A 17,658-nucleotide genomic window follows, 5' to 3' on the forward strand; every position below is an offset into this window, starting at 1 on the left:
TGGGGGCGATTTCAGAACATTCAATCAAAATTCGTATGGAAAAACATAATTTTGTGACGATTGCCGACCTCTCGAAGGAGAAAATCATGTACCTCCTCGAAATGGCGCAAGAGTTTGAAAAGCATCCCAACAGGGAGTTGTTGAAGGGAAAGGTCGTAGCGACCCTTTTCTTCGAACCATCTACTCGTACCCAACTCAGTTTCCAGACAGCTGCCAATCGCCTTGGCGCACGTGTCATCGGCTTCTCTGATGCCAAGACATCCAGCACTACCAAGGGCGAAACGCTGAAGGACACCATTCTGATGGTGAGCAACTACGCCGACGTCATCACCATGCGCCACTTCATCGAGGGCGCAGCTCAGTATGCCAGCGAGGTAGCTCCAGTGCCTATCGTCAATGCCGGTGATGGTGCCCACATGCATCCATCTCAGTGCTTGCTCGACCTCTACTCTATCTTCAAGACCCAGGGAACCCTGGAGAACTTGAACATTTATCTTGTGGGTGACCTCAAGTATGGCCGCACCGTTCACTCACTTATCACCGCTATGCGCCACTTCAACCCTACCTTCCACTTCATCGCACCTAAGGAGCTTGCCATGCCAGAGGAGTACAAACTCTACTGCAAGGAGCACAACATCAAGTACGTGGAGCACGAGGATTTCAACGAGGATGTGATTGCCGACGCCGATATTCTCTATATGACCCGTGTACAGAAGGAGCGTTTCAGCGACCTGATGGAGTACGAGCGTGTGAAGAACGTGTATATCCTGAAGCGAGACATGCTCTGCAAGGCGAAGGAGAACATGAAGATCATGCACCCACTGCCACGTGTCAACGAGATTGCATACGATGTAGATGATGATCCACATGCATACTACATCCAGCAGGCTCAGAATGGTCTCTATGCACGTGAGGCTATCTTCTGCCACTGCCTCGGAATCACACTGGAGGATGTGAAGAACGACAAGACTATTATTGAATAGTGTTTAGTGATTATTTATTAGTGATTAATTATGGGAAACAATAAAAGTCAATTAGTGGTTGCGGCTATCGAGAACGGTACCGTAATCGACCATATACCAGCCGAGAAAACCTATCAGGTAGTCAACCTGCTCCAGTTGGAGAAGATGGACACTCCTGTTACCATCGGCTACAACTTGCCTTCCAAGAAGATCGGCAAGAAGGGCATCATCAAGGTTGCCAACAAGTACTTTACCGATGAGGAAATCAACCGCCTCTCTGTGGTGGCTCCTAACATCGGACTGAGTATCATCAAGGACTACGAGATCGTAGAGAAGAAGACCGTAGAGACTCCAGATACACTCAGGGGCATCGTGAAGTGCAACAACCCTAAGTGCATCACCAACAACGAGCCTATGCAGACCCTCTTCCACACCGTAGATAAGGTACTCGGTATCGTACGCTGCCATTACTGCGACAAGGAGCAGCAACTGGGCAAAGTGGAGCTTTGTAAGTAGCATCAATCACATAAAATAAATAAGAATGGTTAAAGATCAAGAGATTTTCGACTTAATCGAAAGAGAACATCAGCGTCAGCTGAAAGGTATGGAGCTGATTGCTTCTGAGAATTTCGTGAGTGACGAGGTGATGAACGCTATGGGTTCTTACCTTACCAACAAGTATGCAGAGGGTCTTCCTGGCAAGCGCTACTATGGTGGATGCCAGGTGGTGGATATCGTAGAGAACCTTGCCATCGAACGCGTGAAGAAAGTCTTTGGTGCTGAGTATGCCAACGTGCAGCCTCACTCTGGTGCTCAGGCTAACGCTGCTGTATTGCTCGCCGTACTGAAACCAGGTGATACTTTTATGGGATTGAACCTCGATCACGGCGGTCACCTTTCTCATGGCAGCCACGTCAATACTTCTGGCATTCTCTACAATCCTATCGGCTACAACCTGAACAAGGAGACGGGTCGTGTGGATTACGACGAGATGGAGAAGCTGGCTCTGGAGCACAAGCCTAAGCTGATTATCGGTGGCGGTAGTGCTTACAGCCGTGAGTGGGATTATGCCCGCATGCGCAAGATTGCGGATGAGGTGGGTGCCCTCCTGATGATTGATATGGCTCACCCTGCAGGTCTGATTGCAGCCGGTCTGCTCGACAACCCATTGAAGTATGCCCACATCGTTACTTCTACTACCCACAAGACTCTCCGTGGTCCTCGTGGCGGTATCATTCTGATGGGTAAGGATTTTGACAATCCATGGGGATTGACTACCAAGAAGGGCGAGGTTAAGAAGATGAGCATGCTCTTGAATTCTGCCGTATTCCCTGGTCAGCAGGGCGGTCCGCTGGAGCACGTCATCGCAGCCAAGGCTGTTGCCTTCAATGAGAACCTGCAGCCATCTTGGAAGGATTATGCCATGCAGGTGAAGAAGAACGCAGCCGTTCTTGCTGACGATCTGATGGGTCGTGGCTTCGGCATCGTAAGCGGTGGTACAGACAACCACTCTATGCTCGTTGACCTCCGAAGTAAATATCCAGTCCTCACAGGTAAAGTAGCTGAGAATGCGCTTGTTGCAGCAGACATCACAGTAAACAAGAACATGGTTCCATTCGACAGTCGTTCTGCCTTCCAGACATCAGGTATCCGCCTGGGTACAGCTGCCATGACAACCCGTGGCGCCAAGGAGGATATGATGCATCTCATCGCAGAGCTCATCGAGGAAGTATTGAATTCACCAGAGGATGAGAAGGTCATCGCCCGCGTTCGCGAGAAGGTAAACGAGACCATGAAGGATTATCCTCTCTTCGCTTACTAAGCAAAGAAAAATTCAATTCGATATATATTTACAAAAAAGACTGCGGGTATTATGTTCGCAGTCTTTTTTATCATATTTTATTTTTTACTGAAGTTTCGCATGTGGTTAAAGTACGGGCTGAAGGCCCAAAAGCTCCTAGCCCAGGGCATCGCCCTGGGTATAATGGCAATCAGCAAGGCGCCCTGTAAGGGCAAAAGCTTTGTATATTGCCAGGTATTTGAAAGCTTTTGCCCTTACAGGGCGACAGGTTTGCGTCCATAAACACCCAGGGCGATGCCCTGGGCTAGGAGCTTCTGCCCTTTCAGGGCGTGTAGGGCTTACTTGCGAAACTTGAGTTTTCAGTTTCAAATCATATTTTAAACATCATCATCAAAAACAAGAAAACATTGTCATGAGAAAATTAAAAAGCCTCCTGCTGATGGCATTGGCATTGCTTCCAGCAAGCAAGACTCTTGCACAGACCAATGCACAGATTCTTTATGATTTCGGTAACGACCGTAAGTATGTAACCCTGACCTTGGAGATGTTCAAGCAGGACAAATGGGGAAGCACCTACTTCTTCGTTGACCACGATTTCAACTACGATAAGATGGACCCTAACAGTCCAAACGTAGCACAGGGCGGCACCTATACCGAGATTTCACGTGCCTTGAACTTCTGGCAGAACAGCAGCATGAAGAACTGGAGCCTGCACGTAGAGTACAATGGCGGTATCACCAAGAACTACCCTATCAACAATGCCTGGCTCTTCGGTGTGGAGTATCTGATTCACGATGCTACCTACAAGAACACCCTGAATCTGGACGTTCTCTACAAGACCATCCGCAAGACCGACCAGAATGTTCCAATGCAGTTGACTGCCGTATGGACCTGCAACGACCTTTTCGGAGTAAAGGGACTGAAGTTTGACGGCTTCGCTGATTTCTGGTGGGAAACCCACGGAACCGTAGATGGCGACGGCAAGGCTAAGACCCGCCACACGGTATTCATCACCGAGCCACAGCTCTGGTACAATGTAGGCCAGCACTTCGGCTGCGAGAACCTGAGCCTGGGTGGTGAGGTAGAGATTACCAATAACTTCGGCAGCACCGATGGAGCAAAGGTTCGCCCTTGCCTGGGTGTGAAGTGGGACTTCTAAGGACTGCTTCTTGACAATTCTGCAGATTTTTGTGCAAGCTAGAGATGCTTAGTATTAATTATATATATTAAAAAGAAAATATATAAAAGAAAAATATAATATGTTAAGCATCTCCAGCATGCATTTTTTGTTTTTGAAAGTCAGATTATCTGCCAACCTTCAGACCTCCATCAGAGATGCTTCCAACGCCATCCTTATGACGGGTATATTTGCCGGCAACACCGCTCAGATGCACGCCGCCAACACCATCCAGATCAACATTTAGAACCTGGCAGTCAACCTTGGCGCTTACCTTACCCACGCCATCATTGTTGATCTTCAGATTTCCGCCCTTGAAGAAATCGAGCGTAACGGAGCCTACACCCTCGTTATCCACCTTCAGGTCGCCCATCGCCACGTTGCCAACCTTTACGGAGCCTACGCCTTCGTTGTCAATCTTCATCACATCGCCCTTGGCATGCTCGATGCTGACGGACCCTACACCCTCGTTGGTAACATCCAGTCTATTGGCAAGAATCTTATTGATGCAGACAGAGCCTACGCCCTCGTTATCGATTTCCAGTCGGTCACTGTTGATAGACTTAGCATAGAAAGCCCCTACCCCTTCCTGAGTAATCTTCACCAGATCAGGACTGGTGATATAAATCTTCAATCTATATTTTTCCGAGCTGCACATAGTAGGCACCTTGAGTCTTCCAGTGAGACCGATCTTCACCTCGCCGTCACGATAAACCACCTTGATTTTCTCCTTGAGTTTCTGAGCGAACTCAGCATCCTTGATGGCGGAGTAATCCAGTCGAACGCTGCATTCATCGCCATCGTTCTGTGTATAATAGACACTGGCAACCACATCCACGTCGATAGCCTTGAAAGGCTTCTCTCTCAAATCATTCTGCGTAAACTCCAGGTTCCCCTTCATTTCAGAAGTGGTGGTAGAACCCATACTGCAGGAACAGATGCCCATAGAGGCAAGAAACAAAGTTGCCGAAGCAACCCAAATACTCATTGTTTTCATACTCTTTCGATTTTAAATTTTCTATATTCTGATGCTTAGACGCAAAAGAAACCCGAAAGGTTGCAAAAAAGCCCAAAAAGATTGCAAAAAGAGCCACAATTGCCTTACAATAGAGCCTCAATTGTCTTACAATAGAGCCTTACTTACCATCCAATTAAGCCCCAATTAAGCGTTACGTTAGGCTTAATTGAAAGTTACGTTAGGCTCTTTTGGACAGCAAGTAAGGCTTAATTCATCGTCAAGTAAGGCATAAGCCAACGTCGCATACTTTTGAAACATATATGATACCATAAGAAACATGCCTGGATTTTAGGCTTTTTCACAACTCCATTATCGCTAACAAAAGGTAACTCCATAGCACTCAATACAAAAGTCTATAATGCCTTCTGCAATATAGATTCGGCATGAGCCACACGATCTCTGCCAGGAGGTTCTATGCCATCTAGCGGATAAGGGATTCCCAGCTTCTCATATTTGTAGATGCCCATCGTATGATAAGGCAATACATCTATGCGCTGGATATTGCTGAGCGTAGAGAGGAAGTCTCTCAACTCTTCCAGGTATTCATCCTTGTCAGTAATACCTGGAATAAGGACGTGACGAATCCATACCGGCTTGTGAATCTCGCTGAGATAGCGGGCACAATCGAGTATATTCTTATTGCTATGAAGCGTCAACTTGCGATGCTCTTCATCATTGATATGCTTGATATCCAGAAGAACCGTATCGGTAACGGCCATCAGACGCTCAAATTTCTCAAAAATCTTTCCATCTCTTCTGAAAGGCTGGGCTGATGTATCGAGACAGGTATTGATGCCACGCTGATGGGCTTTCTCGAAGAGTTCGATGAGAAAGTCTATCTGCATCAGGGCTTCTCCACCGCTCACGGTAATACCGCCCTTGTCTCCCCAATAACTCTTGAATCGCTCTGCCTTGTCCAGAAGGTCATCAGCAGTCCATTCCTCTCCCACTCCCGTCTTCCACGAATCCGGGTTGTGGCAGAACTGGCAGCGCATAGGACAACCTTGCAGGAAAATCAAAAATCGGATGCCTGGTCCATCTACAGAACCAAAGCTCTCTATACTGTGAACAAAACCTTTATGCATAACAATTAAGCTAAAAATGCCCGCTAAATATCCTCGGAAAGAAAATCTAGCGGGCAATATTTATTCTTCTAATTGATTAGAGTCTCTCGTGAGCCTGACGAGCGATTACGTCGAGCTGCTGCTCGCGTGTCAAGTCGATGAACTTAACTGCGTAACCACTTACACGGATGGTGAAGTTCTGGTACTCTTCCTTCTCTGGGTGCTCCATCGCATCCTTGAGCTTGTCGATACCGAATACATTCACGTTCAGGTGGTGAGAACCCTGGTTGAAGTAACCATCCAATACACCTACCAATGTCTGGGCACGCTCCTCGTCGTTGTGTCCGAGAGCACCTGGACTGATGGTCTGAGTATTAGAGATACCATCGAGGGCATACTCGTATGGCAACTTAGCTACTGAGTTCAATGAAGCCAAAAGACCGTTCTTCTCTGCACCGTAAGATGGGTTGGCACCTGGAGCCAAAGGAGCACCGGCTGGACGACCATCAGGCATGTTGCTGGTGAACTTACCATATACTACATTTGATGTGATAGTCAGGATAGATGTAGTTGGCTCAGAATTGCGGTATGTGTGGTGCTTCTTGATCATGTTCATGAAGGTCTTGAGCAACCATACTGCAATCTCATCAGCACGCTCATCATCGTTACCGTAACGTGGGAAGTCACCCTCGGTCTTGAAGCTGAGAGGGAAACCAGTCTCATCACGGACGATGTTTACCTTGGCATACTTGATAGCTGAGATAGAGTCAACCACGTGGCTGAAACCTGCGATACCTGTAGCGAAAGTACGACGAACATCTGTGTCGATGAGCGCCAACTCTGCTGCCTCGTAGAAGTACTTATCGTGCATGTAGTGGATGAGGTTCAATGTCTTCACATAAACGCCAGCCAACCAGTCCATCATATCCATAAAACGTGGCATGAACTCATCGTATGTCAATACATCACCCTCAACGGCGCGATACTTAGGACCGCACTGCTCGCGTGTCTTTGAGTCAACACCGCCAGAAACAGCGTATGTCAAGCACTTAGCCAAGTTGGCACGGGCACCGAAGAACTGCATCTCCTTACCTGTCTGTGTAGCTGATACACAGCAGCAGATGCTATAGTCGTCACCCCAAACTGGGCGCATTACATCGTCGTTCTCATACTGGATAGAGCTTGTCTTGACTGAGATGAGAGAAGCATAGTGCTTGAATGCCTTAGGCAAGCGAGAGCTATAGAGTACTGTCAAGTTTGGCTCTGGTGAAGGACCCATGTTCTCCAATGTGTGGAGGAAACGGAAGTCGTTCTTGGTAACCATTGAGCGGCCATCCTGACCCATACCACCTACTTCGAGAGTAGCCCATACTGGGTCACCTGTAAAGAGCTCATTGTATGAAGGGATACGGGCGAACTTCACCATACGGAACTTCATAACCAAGTGGTCGATGAGCTCCTGAGCCTCATCCTCGGTAAGAGTACCCTCGTTCAAGTCGCGCTGGATATAAATATCGAGGAATGTAGAGATACGACCTACAGACATCGCAGCACCATTCTGAGTCTTCACTGCTCCGAGGTAACCGAAGTACAACCACTGAACAGCCTCGCGAGCGTTCTTAGCTGGCTGGCTGATATCGTAGCCATACAACTGAGCCATCTCCTTCAAGCCCTTGAGAGCCTTGATCTGCATAGAGACCTCTTCACGAAGACGGATTACATCGTCAATCATCTCACGGTCACCCATGTTAGCGAGGTCGTTCTGCTTCTCCTTAATAAGGAAATCTATACCATAGAGAGCTACACGGCGGTAGTCACCTACGATACGTCCACGACCGTATGTATCAGGCAGACCAGTGAGGATATGGTTATGGCGCACGAGTTTCATCTCTGGAGTGTAAGCATCAAACACGCCGTCGTTGTGAGTTTTGCAATACTTGTGGAAAATCTCATGAAGCTTCTCTGATGGCTGGTAGCCGTATGTAGTACAAGCCTGCTCTGCCATCTTGATACCGCCGTAAGGCATGAAGGCACGCTTCAAAGGCTTATCGGTCTGCAGACCAACTACCTTCTCCAACTCCTTAGTACCCTCGCCAATATAGGCAGCACCGTAAGCTGTCAATCCAGAAACCACCTCGGTCTCCATATCAAGCACACCACCCTTGGCACGCTCCTCTTTCTGGAGTTCCTTCAACATACCCCAAAGGGTGTTGGTAGCCTGAGTAGGTTCTGCCAGGAACGACTCATCGCCGTCGTAGCTAGTGTAGTTGTTCTGAACGAAGTCACGAAGATTCACTTCACTCTGCCACTGGTTTCCCTTGAAACCTCTCCATTCTGTTTTCATCATTTTCGTTTATCCTTTATTTTATAAGTTAATAAATATATATATAATTGTACACACTGTCATTCTTCTAAACGAGTCAATTTCCACCTTATTATATATAGGCAATTTCCACCTTTATTATATATAGGCAAATTCCACCTTATTATATATAGTGGGGATAAAAAAAGCCCGAACACGTTTGTGCCCGGGTTTTTATACACCTTGTCCGCAAGGTGTCTGTACGTTGATGTTACCGATGAGTCCATTCCCACCAGCATTATCTTTCTTGGCCTGATAGCCTATATTTATCGTCTTTGACTTGATCATTCCTGTTACAATTTGATTTCGAGTGCAAAGATACGATATTAAAACGAGAAAAGAGAAGAAAACCCAAAGATTTTCTTCCCTTTCTCTTAAAATCCCTATTATTGAGTATTCAACCAGCGCAAATCAAGATATTTGTGCCATACCAATATTACATATTCTGCAATTTCTTGAGATATTCAGAAGAAAACAAGCCCAGCGCAACGATATCGCTATCACTTCTGCCGATGGATTCATGCAAAAATTCATCGTTCGCCCGGGTCCATACGTTTGTGCAGAATGGGAAATGGAATGACTTTTTGTTTTTTTATACATTGATATGCCATTATGTGAATACTTTTGCGTATCTTTGCAGCAAAATACAAATACATTTTTTATGTTGACAGATATTGAAATAGCTAAATCAGTAAAATTGCGCCCCATCAATGAGGTTGCAGCTGAACTTGGAATCCATGAAGACCAAGTAGAGAACTACGGCCGTTACATCGCTAAGATTACTACGGACAAGATCGACACCAACAAGTTTAAAAACCATCATCTCATCCTCGTCACTGCTATCAGCCCTACCAAGGCAGGCAATGGCAAGACCACCGTATCTGTAGGTCTCGCCCTCGGTATGCAGAAGATTGGCAAGAAGGCTGTCGTTGCCCTGCGTGAACCATCTCTCGGACCTTGCTTCGGTATGAAGGGTGGTGCTGCCGGCGGCGGTTATGCCCAGGTATTGCCTATGGATAAGATCAATCTTCACTTCACTGGCGACTTCCACGCTATCACAGAGGCAAACAACATGATTGCTGCCCTGCTCGATAACTACCGTTTCCAGCACGAAGCTGAAGGCTTCAAGCTCAAGAAGATTCTCTGGCGCCGCGTGATGGATGTGAATGACCGTGGTCTCCGCCGCATCATCACCGGTATCGGTGATAAGAACGGTATCGAGACAGAGGCAGGATTCGATATCACTCCAGCTTCAGAGATCATGGCTATTATGTGTTTTGCAACAAGTGTTGACGACCTCCGCCGTCGCATCGACAATATTCTCCTGGGTATCACTGAGGATGACAAGCCATTCACCGTCAAGGATATGGGGGTAGGTGGCAGTATCGTTGCCCTCCTCCTCGATGCCCTGAAGCCAAACCTGGTTCAGACCACAGAGGGTACTCCTGCTTTCGTTCACTGCGGTCCTTTTGCCAACATCGCTCATGGCTGTAACTCTGTGATGGCTACAGCAGCAGCTCTCGAATATGGCGACTATGCCATCACTGAGGCTGGATTCGGTGCTGATCTCGGCGCAGAGAAGTTCTACAACATCAAGTGCCGCAAGACTGGTTTGCAGCCAGACCTTACTGTTCTCGTCGTTACTCTCCAGGCATTGAAGATGCATGGTGGCGTAGCTCAGGAAGACATCAAGAAGCCAAACGTAGCTGGTATGGAAGCTGGCTATTGGAACCTCGACAAGCATGTGAAGAATCTCCAGAGCTTTGGTCAGACTGTAGTCATCGCCTTCAATAAGTTTGCTACAGATACCGATGAGGAAATCGAGGTATTGCGCAAGCACTGCGAGGAGATGGGCTGCGAATTCGCTGTCAACAGTGCCTTCGCCGAAGGTGGCAAGGGTGCAATGGAGTTGGCAGAGCTCGTTGTGAAGACCATTGATGAGCATCCATCTGCTCCTCTCTACTTCACTTACGATGACGATGAGCCTGTAGAGAAGAAGATTGAGGATGTTGCCTTCAACCTCTATGGTGCCGGCAGCGTAACCTTGAGCGATTCTGCCAAGTCTATGATTGAGGAAATCAAGAAGTTGGGTGCCGAGAAGTTCCCTATCTGTATCGCCAAGACTCAGTATAGCTTCTCTACCGATGCCAAGGCATACGGTCCTACAGAAGGCTTCGAGCTCCACGTTCGCGACATCACCGTGAATATGGGTGCCGAGATGATCGTAGTCATCGCTGGTCCTATCATGCGTATGCCAGGTTTGCCAAAGAGCCCACAGGCTGAGCGCATCGATGTGGTTAATGGTGAGATTACAGGTCTTTCATAAATACGATAAAAGGCTGCTTCCCGAAGCGGGAAGCAGCCTTTTTTAATCTTATCTCATACTGAATTCACAACCGCAATATAGCTGATTATAGAATTCATTCTGTTTCAGCAATTCTCCTCGGCGGTTCTGCAAACCACCCTTTCTCCAGTTCATATCCCACCACTCTACATCCGGGCATCCTTTTACCGCAATATGTCCTGCGGCATCTATCTGCTTGATGTTCTTCCATCTCGATGAAGCCAGCGTGGTGGTAAGCAGATGGAATCCATGTTCCTGGGCATACCTGGCAGCATGAGTCAGACGATATTGGAAACACACCGAGCAGCGGCTTCCCCGCTCCGGTTCCTTCTCCAATCCCCTGATGGTAGCCAGCCACTCCTCATGGTCGTACTCATCCTCAACATAGGGTACCTGCTGCGCCTCCAGGAATCTCATCAGCTCGTGTTTGCGGATATCGAACTCCTGCTGCGGATAGATATTGCTGTTGCTGAAATACACGGTTGGCTTCATGCCATTGCGAAGCATACACTCTACGATTGCCGATGAACAGGGTGCACAACAGGCATGCAGCAACACCGACATTCCTTCAGCCTTGCTTCCATCCGGGAGAGTAAGTTTCACGAATTTATATTGTTCTTCTACGGGAATCTTCATTTTACTTTGAACTTTAAACTTTGAACTTTATGATGAGTATTCTTGGCGAATACCTTGCTTATTTCTAATGATAAAGTGAGCGGAAAAAGCGGGATTTCGCTTTTGGGCAAAAAAAACAAATGGAGTACAGTCTCTCGACACCCCCCATTTGCCCAAATATATGCGAAAACTGATGCAAAGATACGATTAATTTTTGAGTTACCAAATTTTTAAGCGATAATTTTTCATCAAAATGAATAAATATCGATTTTTTAACCAAAACTTAACAGTTTACACCAGTAAATTAACGTTTTTATCCAATTCTTCGGGAACTGTGAGATGTCTGACTACCAGCCTGTTTTCTACCCCAGATCACGCTTCAGGGTGATGACCGTCATCTCCGGCCAGGCACCCAGTCGGAATGGGAATGATCCGCCCAATCCGGCAGAAACATAGAGCAGCTGCTTGCCCAGCCAGTATTCTCCACCCCACTCCTTGAAAGCCATGTGGGCAGGAGTGAAGTTACCTATCTTCAACTGTCCGGCATGGGTATGTCCCGCCAGGGTCAGATGAACTCCGGTCTTCTGTACTTCCCTTCTCCAATGGTGCGGATCGTGGGTAAGTACTATCTTGAAAGCATCCTTCGCCACTCCCTTCATCGCCTTCTTCAGGTTACTGCGATTGGTAAATGGAGGCTGTCCGGCATTCTCCACACCGATGATTTCTATCGAAGCCATACCGTGCGATACCGTAAAATGCTCGTTCATCAACTGATGCCATCCCATCGCATTCTGCAACTGGAAGAGGAGCCGGCGGTTCTTTCTCAAGGCACTCAGACTGTGGTTGGTATTATATTCGCAGTAATCGTGGTTACCCCAAACCGAGAAGATACCATCAGGAGCATGCAGCTTCTTCAGATCTTCCACATAAGGTTCCACCTCATCGGCAGCATTGTTCACCAGGTCGCCGGTAAAGAGCATCATCTCCACCCCTTCGGCATTGGCTCTTTCCACCACCTTTCTCACGAAGTCGGCACCCTTCGGAAAGGTACCGAGATGCAGATCCGTGAAATGCAGAATCTTATAGCCATCGAAGTAAGGAGGCAGATCGGCAGAAGAATAAGTCACATATTTCACCTCCAGTCGCTTCCATCCCTCCACGAATCCATAGAGGAACCATCCCATCACCGCCAGGGCAGGCAGGATGGCGAAGAACCAAGGCATGAAGAATTCGAAGAGGATGAATACCACCTTCGGCATCACAGAGAAAAGGATGAGAGAGAAAAGCACTCTCACCGATGTGCGATGAAACTTGCCCAACTGCAGTCCCACCTCAGCCAGGATGATGAGCAGAGAGGGAATCCACCAGAGGATGGCTAGCGGCAGAGGCCACTCCCCCACTCCGATATGCCACAGCCAGGCATCGGGCACCAGTGTCATAGCTCCGATGCCAACTATATACATAAGTGATCTGAAAAACTTCTTGATAACCTTATTCATCTACCTATTTCTATTTAGCTATTCGCTGCATTCCCTGTCAGGGCGCAACATCTTTCTGCAAAGGTAGTGTAAATTGAAGACACTACAAAATAAATGGGAATCTCAAAAATACATTTAACTTTCTTTTGCCAAATCAGAAGCAAGATTTCGCATCTTCGGGCATTTTATAGACAGAAAGATTTAAAAAGGAAAAGTTATGAGAAAGATCAATTTCAAGAAAATCGGGCTCGCAGTAGCCCTGCTGATGTCAGCATTCACCTTCCAGTCGTGTGATTCTGATGATGATACCAACTGGGATCAGGTTTTACCTAATGCCCTAGTAACAGTCAAGCAGAATGCAGATGCCTGCTATCTGCAATTGGATGACAACACCACATTGCTCGCCAAAAACCTCAAGACTTCAGTCTTTGATGGCAAGGAGGTGAGAGCACTCGTCAACTATACAGCTACCGATGAGAAGAGCGACAAGTATTCTCAGGTAGTACACGTCAACTGGATTGACAGCATTCTCACCAAGAAGCCAGCACCTTATCTCTCTACTCCGGCAGAGAACGATGCGAAGTATGGCAATGATGAGGTAGATATCGTTCGCGATTGGGTAACAGTAGCAGAGGATGGTTATCTCACTCTCCGTTTCCGTGCTCTCTGGGGCGGTCAGAAGCCACACATCATCAACCTTCTCACCGGTGTGAACCCAGAGAATCCATACGAGGTAGAGCTTCGTCACAATCAGAATGGTGATGCCAAGTATCGTGTAGGCGATGCCCTGGTAGCCTTCAACCTCAACGATGCCCTGCCAGATACCAATGGCAAGACTGTGAAGCTCACCATCCGCTGGAAGTCTAGCACTGGTGACAAGAAGGTGGATTTCAACTACTGTTCGCGCAAGGCAATCAGCAATGCCAAGCAGTTGGACGGCTACAGCCAGACAGGTAAGGCTATAAAGTAAAAGATTGATAAAGTAAAACGCCTATCCCCTGATGCTTCTCTTCAGAGAATCCATCAGGGGATTTTCTATCAGTTTTTGCATTATCTCAACATACTCTTCAATAATTTCATTAGAGCCCCCCATTCGATACAAAAATAATTTTTTCTCACGAAACCACAAAAGAAATCCCCCAAAAACTTGCATAAAAGAGAAATATTGCTTATTTTTGCATTATCTTTGTAGGAATTAAGAGGAAAGTACGAAAAAATGGAAAAAAACAACAGAATACAATTACCCCTAGAAGAAATCAAGCTCGCTTTTGCTGCATCATGCGTTGAGGGAGCCGCTAGAAAGCTCGGGGTGCCATATATTGAAATATACGACAGAATGAAAAAGGTTGATTTAATCAACAAGTTCATTCTGCCCCATTATGATACACTCCATACCGAAAGTAGAGAGTATCTTATAGAAGATGTCATAGAGTGTCTAACTAATTGGGAGAAGAAAAACTGATGAAAGTAACAGTCTATCATGGAGCCACAGAAATTATAGAAGCTCCACTTTATCATGTAGGAAGACCAAGGTTAGACTTTGGTCAAGGTTTCTACGTAACTGATTTAAAGGAACAGGCTATAAAATGGGCTAAAACCATTGCAGATAAAAGAGCAGCAGAACCCCTACTCAATATCTATTCCTTGGATAGGGATGCAATTCTCGCCGAGGCTCGCTGCAAGATATTCACCGCATACGATAAAGACTGGCTAGACTTTATCGTAGCCAACAGACGAGGAAAAAATCTAGCCAAAGATTACGACTATGTGGAAGGTGGCATAGCAAACGACAGAGTGATTGATACCGTAAACCTATATATGACCGGCTTTTACGATACAGAATCAGCTCTACAGCAGTTAACTTTTCATAAGCCCAACAATCAGATTTGTTTACTCAATCAAGATCTCATCAATAAATACTTAATCTATAATGGTACAGAAAAAATATAACCAGATAAATACCAAGACTCCTGAGATTCAAGAAATGATTCTCAGCTATCAGATAGGTGGCGTTGCTTACGAATTATCAAAACGCCTGAAAATATCTCCAGCCATGGCTCTTGATCTTTTCTATCGCAGCAAGACCTGTGCCCAGCTCCACGATAAGCGCACCGGCTTGTATCTTATGAGCAATGGATACATCGCCGACGATTTCATTTACGAGAAACAGAGAGGGTATTAATCACGATGCCTTGGGTCCGGCTCCGCCGCCATTGCCGGCTTTTCTTCCGGCAACTCATATCTCCTGATATGATGATCTTCCAGGAAGATATGGTTCAGCGTAAAGGCCAGCGACTCCAGAGTCTTCTCCCTGACAGCCGGTTTCAGCTCGCATTCCCAGATGACGATGGTATGCCATCCCATTTCTGCCAACCGATGCAGCACCTCATGGTCCCTCTCCCGGTTCCTCCTGATCTTATCCTGCCAGAACTGGGTATTCGATTTCGGCACCACATAATACTTGCATCCCTCATGTCCATGCCAGAAGCATCCATTCACCAGAATGCAGGTACGATACTTCCTCAGCACAATATCCGGTTTTCCCGGCAACCGTGGATGATTGAGCCGATACCTGAATCCCCTAGCCCACAGGAACTTCCTGACAAGAATCTCTGGTTTGGTATCCTTGCCTCTGATTGCCGCCATATTGTTGTGGCGCTGCTCTATGGTCATTTTATCTGGCATACGCTTTATTTATTAAGACATCTTTTTCTAATCTAATCACACCATTCGATGCAAAATTAATCTTTTCTCATGAAACCACAAAAGAAAAAGCCAAAAAACTTGCATAAAAGTAAGCCATCGGCTAACCCCAGTCAGACTCGTGGAAAACATCACAATGCAAAGATACAACATTCAGAATCCGCCATTCACGGTTTCTCACGTTTACTCACGGATTTTCACGTCTTTTTCTGAAGAAGAGACTTACTTACGGCCCGTAAGAGACTTGCTCAGGATGCCTAAGTGACTTATTTACGAAGCATAAGTGACTTACTTACGACCCGTAAGAGACTTGCTTAGGATGCCTAAGTGACTTATTTAGGATGCAGGAATGAGACTTACTTCCGGATGACAAGATGACACCAGTGACAGGCTTTTCTTGAAATCTCTCTCACGTAGGCGGGCGGGAGGCCTTTCTGGAAAATTTTTCCTGCCCGCCCGCGTGAGGAAAGTTTTAAAAAATAGGTGTCACTGCCGTCACCCGTCACCAGAATGGGAGTTTCTGGAAGAGTTCATTTCCTGCCAAAAAAGGTATTTTGTCCAATATACTCATACTATTTTATTCTATTAAAAGAAACTATTCTTATATCAATTGACACCATTAATTGGCTAAATTAATCTTTTTCTCTTGAAAACACAAAAGAAAAAGCTAAAAACTTGCATAAAAGAGAAATATTTCTTATTTTTGCAGCAGATTTAAATTCCCATCATGTGACTTATCCAAAACATTTAAACTAGAGGAGGGAAAATTATGAAAACAATAAAAGGTATTTGCATCAAGAAGCGTAACTTTGACAAATTCAAGAAAGTGGCCGATCTTATATATTTCGATGGGCCATTATTGTCACATTATGTTACCAACAAAGGTGACAACTATCTCTTCTATTGGATAGACCAAGATGATACAAACAATCGTTGGATGTTCATCAGAACCGATTACGACAATATACAAAAGTACACGAATAAAAAGCAAACATTGCGTAACGTATTAAGTTCGCCATTAGACGACATTGTATATACTGTCGATATTGATGAAGAAGGCAATCATCACAACTTCCAGGCCCACTCCATAGAAGATCTTCCAGAGGATTATCTCCCTACTGAAGATTCTTATTATGAATTTGAGCCAGAAGATGTGAACAAAGAGAACTTATCCATAGCAGAAATGAGCGGCAAGAAACTCGACTGGTTCCGCAAGGTCTGTGCAGCGGTACTTTAGATACCTTGCCCCCCACACGCCCTGAAGGGGCAGAAGCTCCTAGCCCAGGGTAACACCCTGGGTATAAGCGCAATCAGCCTTGCGCCCTGTAGGGGCAAAAGCATTAAAAATGCAAGAATAGTAAAAATGTAAACAAGGGAAGAATACATAGCTCTCATCGTTTCTCATGCCGAAGAACTGCAGAACACCTTCGGCATCACCTCCTTGCGTCTCTTTGGCTCTGTTGCAAGAAACGAGCACCACGAAGGCAGAGATGTTGATATATACGTAGAAATGCCCCCTAAATTTTCTTAGTAGTCCGTCTGAAGGCATACTTGGAAGAACTTCTAGACAGCCCTGTTGATATTATCCGGAAGCATCAGCATCTCAATCCCATTCTGCTCAAAGAGATTGAGAAAGATGGGATTGAAGTGATAGTACCTTATAAAAATAAATGAGGTCAGAATATACAAATCTGTCCTACCCTTACTTTTCCTTTTCAAAAAAAAGCTGCTGCTCTTCAACTATATTCTTACAGAATTCAAAAAAATGATCGGAAATAACAATATATTCATAGTTAATACTACGCATTACTCCTCTATTTTCCATTTCATTTTCAAATTCTTTTTTACCATCTTCATTATGATAAATTACAACAACTTCCGTATCTTTATTTTTTTCTAGAAAATCTGCGTAATACTCGTAATCTATACCATATATACTATGCCCAAATATAATAATTCTTTTAGAGTTTTCTATTATATCACTAAATCTTTGTTTTGCATTAATACTAATGTGATTAGATTTTCTTAATGATATGAACGCATTAGGTATATCGCATTCACTATCTATCCCAAATATTACTTCAGAATCTAAAGCACCATGAATTCTACCTTAATTCCGCAACACTATAATTTA

Annotated in this window: 18 protein-coding genes; 11 read left to right on the forward strand and 7 right to left on the reverse strand. The window is 45.7% G+C overall.

Annotated elements, in window-relative coordinates; genetic code table 11:
* Positions 1-35: 35 nt before the first annotated feature.
* From pyrB to DW657_RS02900, 4 genes are all read left to right on the forward strand, one after another.
* A complete protein-coding gene (gene pyrB / locus DW657_RS02880) occupies positions 36-983 on the forward strand; it encodes an aspartate carbamoyltransferase (RefSeq protein WP_089542854.1) in 948 nt (315 codons plus the stop codon).
* 30 nt (positions 984-1,013) lie between these two features.
* Positions 1,014-1,478 (forward strand): aspartate carbamoyltransferase regulatory subunit, encoded by a 465-nt coding sequence (pyrI, locus tag DW657_RS02885; RefSeq protein ID WP_089542855.1) that lies wholly within the window; start codon positions 1,014-1,016, stop codon positions 1,476-1,478.
* Between the two features lie 25 nt (positions 1,479-1,503).
* A complete protein-coding gene (glyA, locus tag DW657_RS02890; protein WP_118311341.1) occupies positions 1,504-2,784 on the forward strand; it encodes a serine hydroxymethyltransferase in 1,281 nt (426 codons plus the stop codon).
* A gap of 391 nt (positions 2,785-3,175) precedes the next feature.
* Complete coding sequence (locus tag DW657_RS02900) at positions 3,176-3,922, forward strand: DUF5020 family protein (protein WP_118311343.1); 747 nt, start codon at positions 3,176-3,178, stop codon at positions 3,920-3,922.
* A 145-nt stretch (positions 3,923-4,067) separates the two neighbouring features.
* Here the strand turns inward: DW657_RS02900 and DW657_RS02905 are convergent, their stop codons facing one another.
* The 3 genes from DW657_RS02905 to pflB all read right to left on the reverse strand — a co-directional run bounded on the left by DW657_RS02905 (position 4,068) and on the right by pflB (position 8,366).
* Positions 4,068-4,937, reverse strand: coding sequence for a GIN domain-containing protein (locus tag DW657_RS02905; RefSeq protein ID WP_118311344.1), 870 nt, complete (start codon positions 4,935-4,937; stop codon positions 4,068-4,070).
* 374 nt (positions 4,938-5,311) lie between these two features.
* Complete coding sequence (gene pflA, locus DW657_RS02910; RefSeq protein WP_089542859.1) at positions 5,312-6,043, reverse strand: pyruvate formate-lyase-activating protein; 732 nt, start codon at positions 6,041-6,043, stop codon at positions 5,312-5,314.
* A 76-nt stretch (positions 6,044-6,119) separates the two neighbouring features.
* Complete coding sequence (pflB, locus tag DW657_RS02915) at positions 6,120-8,366, reverse strand: formate C-acetyltransferase (protein ID WP_118311356.1); 2,247 nt, start codon at positions 8,364-8,366, stop codon at positions 6,120-6,122.
* 679 nt (positions 8,367-9,045) lie between these two features.
* Here pflB and DW657_RS02925 point away from each other — a divergent pair.
* Positions 9,046-10,710 (forward strand): formate--tetrahydrofolate ligase, encoded by a 1,665-nt coding sequence (locus DW657_RS02925; protein ID WP_118311346.1) that lies wholly within the window; start codon positions 9,046-9,048, stop codon positions 10,708-10,710.
* Between the two features lie 48 nt (positions 10,711-10,758).
* Here the strand turns inward: DW657_RS02925 and DW657_RS02930 are convergent, their stop codons facing one another.
* Both DW657_RS02930 and DW657_RS02935 read right to left on the reverse strand, forming a co-directional pair.
* The gene (locus DW657_RS02930; RefSeq protein ID WP_118311347.1) at positions 10,759-11,364 is read right to left on the reverse strand and encodes an epoxyqueuosine reductase QueH; all 606 of its coding nucleotides are present in this window, start codon (positions 11,362-11,364) and stop codon (positions 10,759-10,761) included.
* Positions 11,365-11,705: 341 nt separating this feature from the next.
* Entirely contained in the window at positions 11,706-12,842 is a 1,137-nt protein-coding gene (locus DW657_RS02935; protein ID WP_118311348.1) for a metallophosphoesterase, read from the reverse strand.
* A gap of 196 nt (positions 12,843-13,038) precedes the next feature.
* Between DW657_RS02935 and DW657_RS02940 the strand changes: the two genes are divergently transcribed.
* From DW657_RS02940 to DW657_RS02955, 4 genes are all read left to right on the forward strand, one after another.
* Positions 13,039-13,791 carry a NigD-like protein gene (locus DW657_RS02940; protein ID WP_118311349.1) on the forward strand — a complete coding sequence of 251 codons (753 nt, stop codon included), beginning with the start codon at positions 13,039-13,041 and terminating at the stop codon, positions 13,789-13,791.
* A 246-nt stretch (positions 13,792-14,037) separates the two neighbouring features.
* Positions 14,038-14,283: a DUF3791 domain-containing protein gene (locus DW657_RS02945; RefSeq protein WP_118311350.1), complete on the forward strand. Its 246-nt coding sequence runs from the start codon at positions 14,038-14,040 to the stop codon at positions 14,281-14,283.
* Complete coding sequence (locus DW657_RS02950) at positions 14,283-14,771, forward strand: DUF3990 domain-containing protein (protein ID WP_118311351.1); 489 nt, start codon at positions 14,283-14,285, stop codon at positions 14,769-14,771. The genes DW657_RS02945 and DW657_RS02950 overlap by 1 nt, the downstream gene beginning before the upstream one ends.
* Positions 14,752-15,003: a hypothetical protein gene (locus DW657_RS02955; protein ID WP_117661561.1), complete on the forward strand. Its 252-nt coding sequence runs from the start codon at positions 14,752-14,754 to the stop codon at positions 15,001-15,003. The genes DW657_RS02950 and DW657_RS02955 overlap by 20 nt, the downstream gene beginning before the upstream one ends.
* On the opposite strand, the gene DW657_RS02960 is transcribed toward DW657_RS02955, so the two are convergent.
* A complete protein-coding gene (locus tag DW657_RS02960) occupies positions 15,000-15,506 on the reverse strand; it encodes a very short patch repair endonuclease (RefSeq protein ID WP_118311352.1) in 507 nt (168 codons plus the stop codon). The two genes, DW657_RS02955 and DW657_RS02960, sit on opposite strands and share 4 nt — an antisense overlap.
* A 787-nt stretch (positions 15,507-16,293) precedes the next feature.
* Between DW657_RS02960 and DW657_RS02965 the strand changes: the two genes are divergently transcribed.
* A complete protein-coding gene (locus DW657_RS02965; protein ID WP_118311353.1) occupies positions 16,294-16,761 on the forward strand; it encodes a DUF6575 domain-containing protein in 468 nt (155 codons plus the stop codon).
* Between the two features lie 204 nt (positions 16,762-16,965).
* The gene (locus DW657_RS18285) at positions 16,966-17,055 is read left to right on the forward strand and encodes a nucleotidyltransferase domain-containing protein (RefSeq protein WP_233546595.1); all 90 of its coding nucleotides are present in this window, start codon (positions 16,966-16,968) and stop codon (positions 17,053-17,055) included.
* Positions 17,056-17,226: 171 nt separating this feature from the next.
* Here the strand turns inward: DW657_RS18285 and DW657_RS18655 are convergent, their stop codons facing one another.
* On the reverse strand, positions 17,227-17,628 hold the full coding sequence (locus DW657_RS18655; protein ID WP_367400149.1) for a hypothetical protein: 402 nt from the start codon (positions 17,626-17,628) through the stop codon (positions 17,227-17,229).
* Between the last annotated feature and the right edge of the window lie 30 nt (positions 17,629-17,658).

This window comes from Prevotella sp. AM23-5 (genome assembly GCF_003473645.1).
Lineage (GTDB): Bacteria > Bacteroidota > Bacteroidia > Bacteroidales > Bacteroidaceae > Prevotella > Prevotella copri_A.

Bases quoted from the DNA above. Each gene is read 5' to 3' on its own strand.
- pyrB (WP_089542854.1), top strand. From the start codon at position 36: ATGGAAAAACATAATTTTGTGACGATTGCCGACCTCTCGAAGGAGAAA.
- pyrI (WP_089542855.1), top strand. From the start codon at position 1,014: ATGGGAAACAATAAAAGTCAATTAGTGGTTGCGGCTATCGAGAACGGT.
- glyA (WP_118311341.1), top strand. From the start codon at position 1,504: ATGGTTAAAGATCAAGAGATTTTCGACTTAATCGAAAGAGAACATCAG.
- DW657_RS02900 (WP_118311343.1), top strand. From the start codon at position 3,176: ATGAGAAAATTAAAAAGCCTCCTGCTGATGGCATTGGCATTGCTTCCA.
- DW657_RS02905 (WP_118311344.1), bottom strand. From the start codon at position 4,937: ATGAAAACAATGAGTATTTGGGTTGCTTCGGCAACTTTGTTTCTTGCC.
- pflA (WP_089542859.1), bottom strand. From the start codon at position 6,043: ATGCATAAAGGTTTTGTTCACAGTATAGAGAGCTTTGGTTCTGTAGAT.
- pflB (WP_118311356.1), bottom strand. From the start codon at position 8,366: ATGAAAACAGAATGGAGAGGTTTCAAGGGAAACCAGTGGCAGAGTGAA.
- DW657_RS02925 (WP_118311346.1), top strand. From the start codon at position 9,046: ATGTTGACAGATATTGAAATAGCTAAATCAGTAAAATTGCGCCCCATC.
- DW657_RS02930 (WP_118311347.1), bottom strand. From the start codon at position 11,364: ATGAAGATTCCCGTAGAAGAACAATATAAATTCGTGAAACTTACTCTC.
- DW657_RS02935 (WP_118311348.1), bottom strand. From the start codon at position 12,842: ATGAATAAGGTTATCAAGAAGTTTTTCAGATCACTTATGTATATAGTT.
- DW657_RS02940 (WP_118311349.1), top strand. From the start codon at position 13,039: ATGAGAAAGATCAATTTCAAGAAAATCGGGCTCGCAGTAGCCCTGCTG.
- DW657_RS02945 (WP_118311350.1), top strand. From the start codon at position 14,038: ATGGAAAAAAACAACAGAATACAATTACCCCTAGAAGAAATCAAGCTC.
- DW657_RS02950 (WP_118311351.1), top strand. From the start codon at position 14,283: ATGAAAGTAACAGTCTATCATGGAGCCACAGAAATTATAGAAGCTCCA.
- DW657_RS02955 (WP_117661561.1), top strand. From the start codon at position 14,752: ATGGTACAGAAAAAATATAACCAGATAAATACCAAGACTCCTGAGATT.
- DW657_RS02960 (WP_118311352.1), bottom strand. From the start codon at position 15,506: ATGCCAGATAAAATGACCATAGAGCAGCGCCACAACAATATGGCGGCA.
- DW657_RS02965 (WP_118311353.1), top strand. From the start codon at position 16,294: ATGAAAACAATAAAAGGTATTTGCATCAAGAAGCGTAACTTTGACAAA.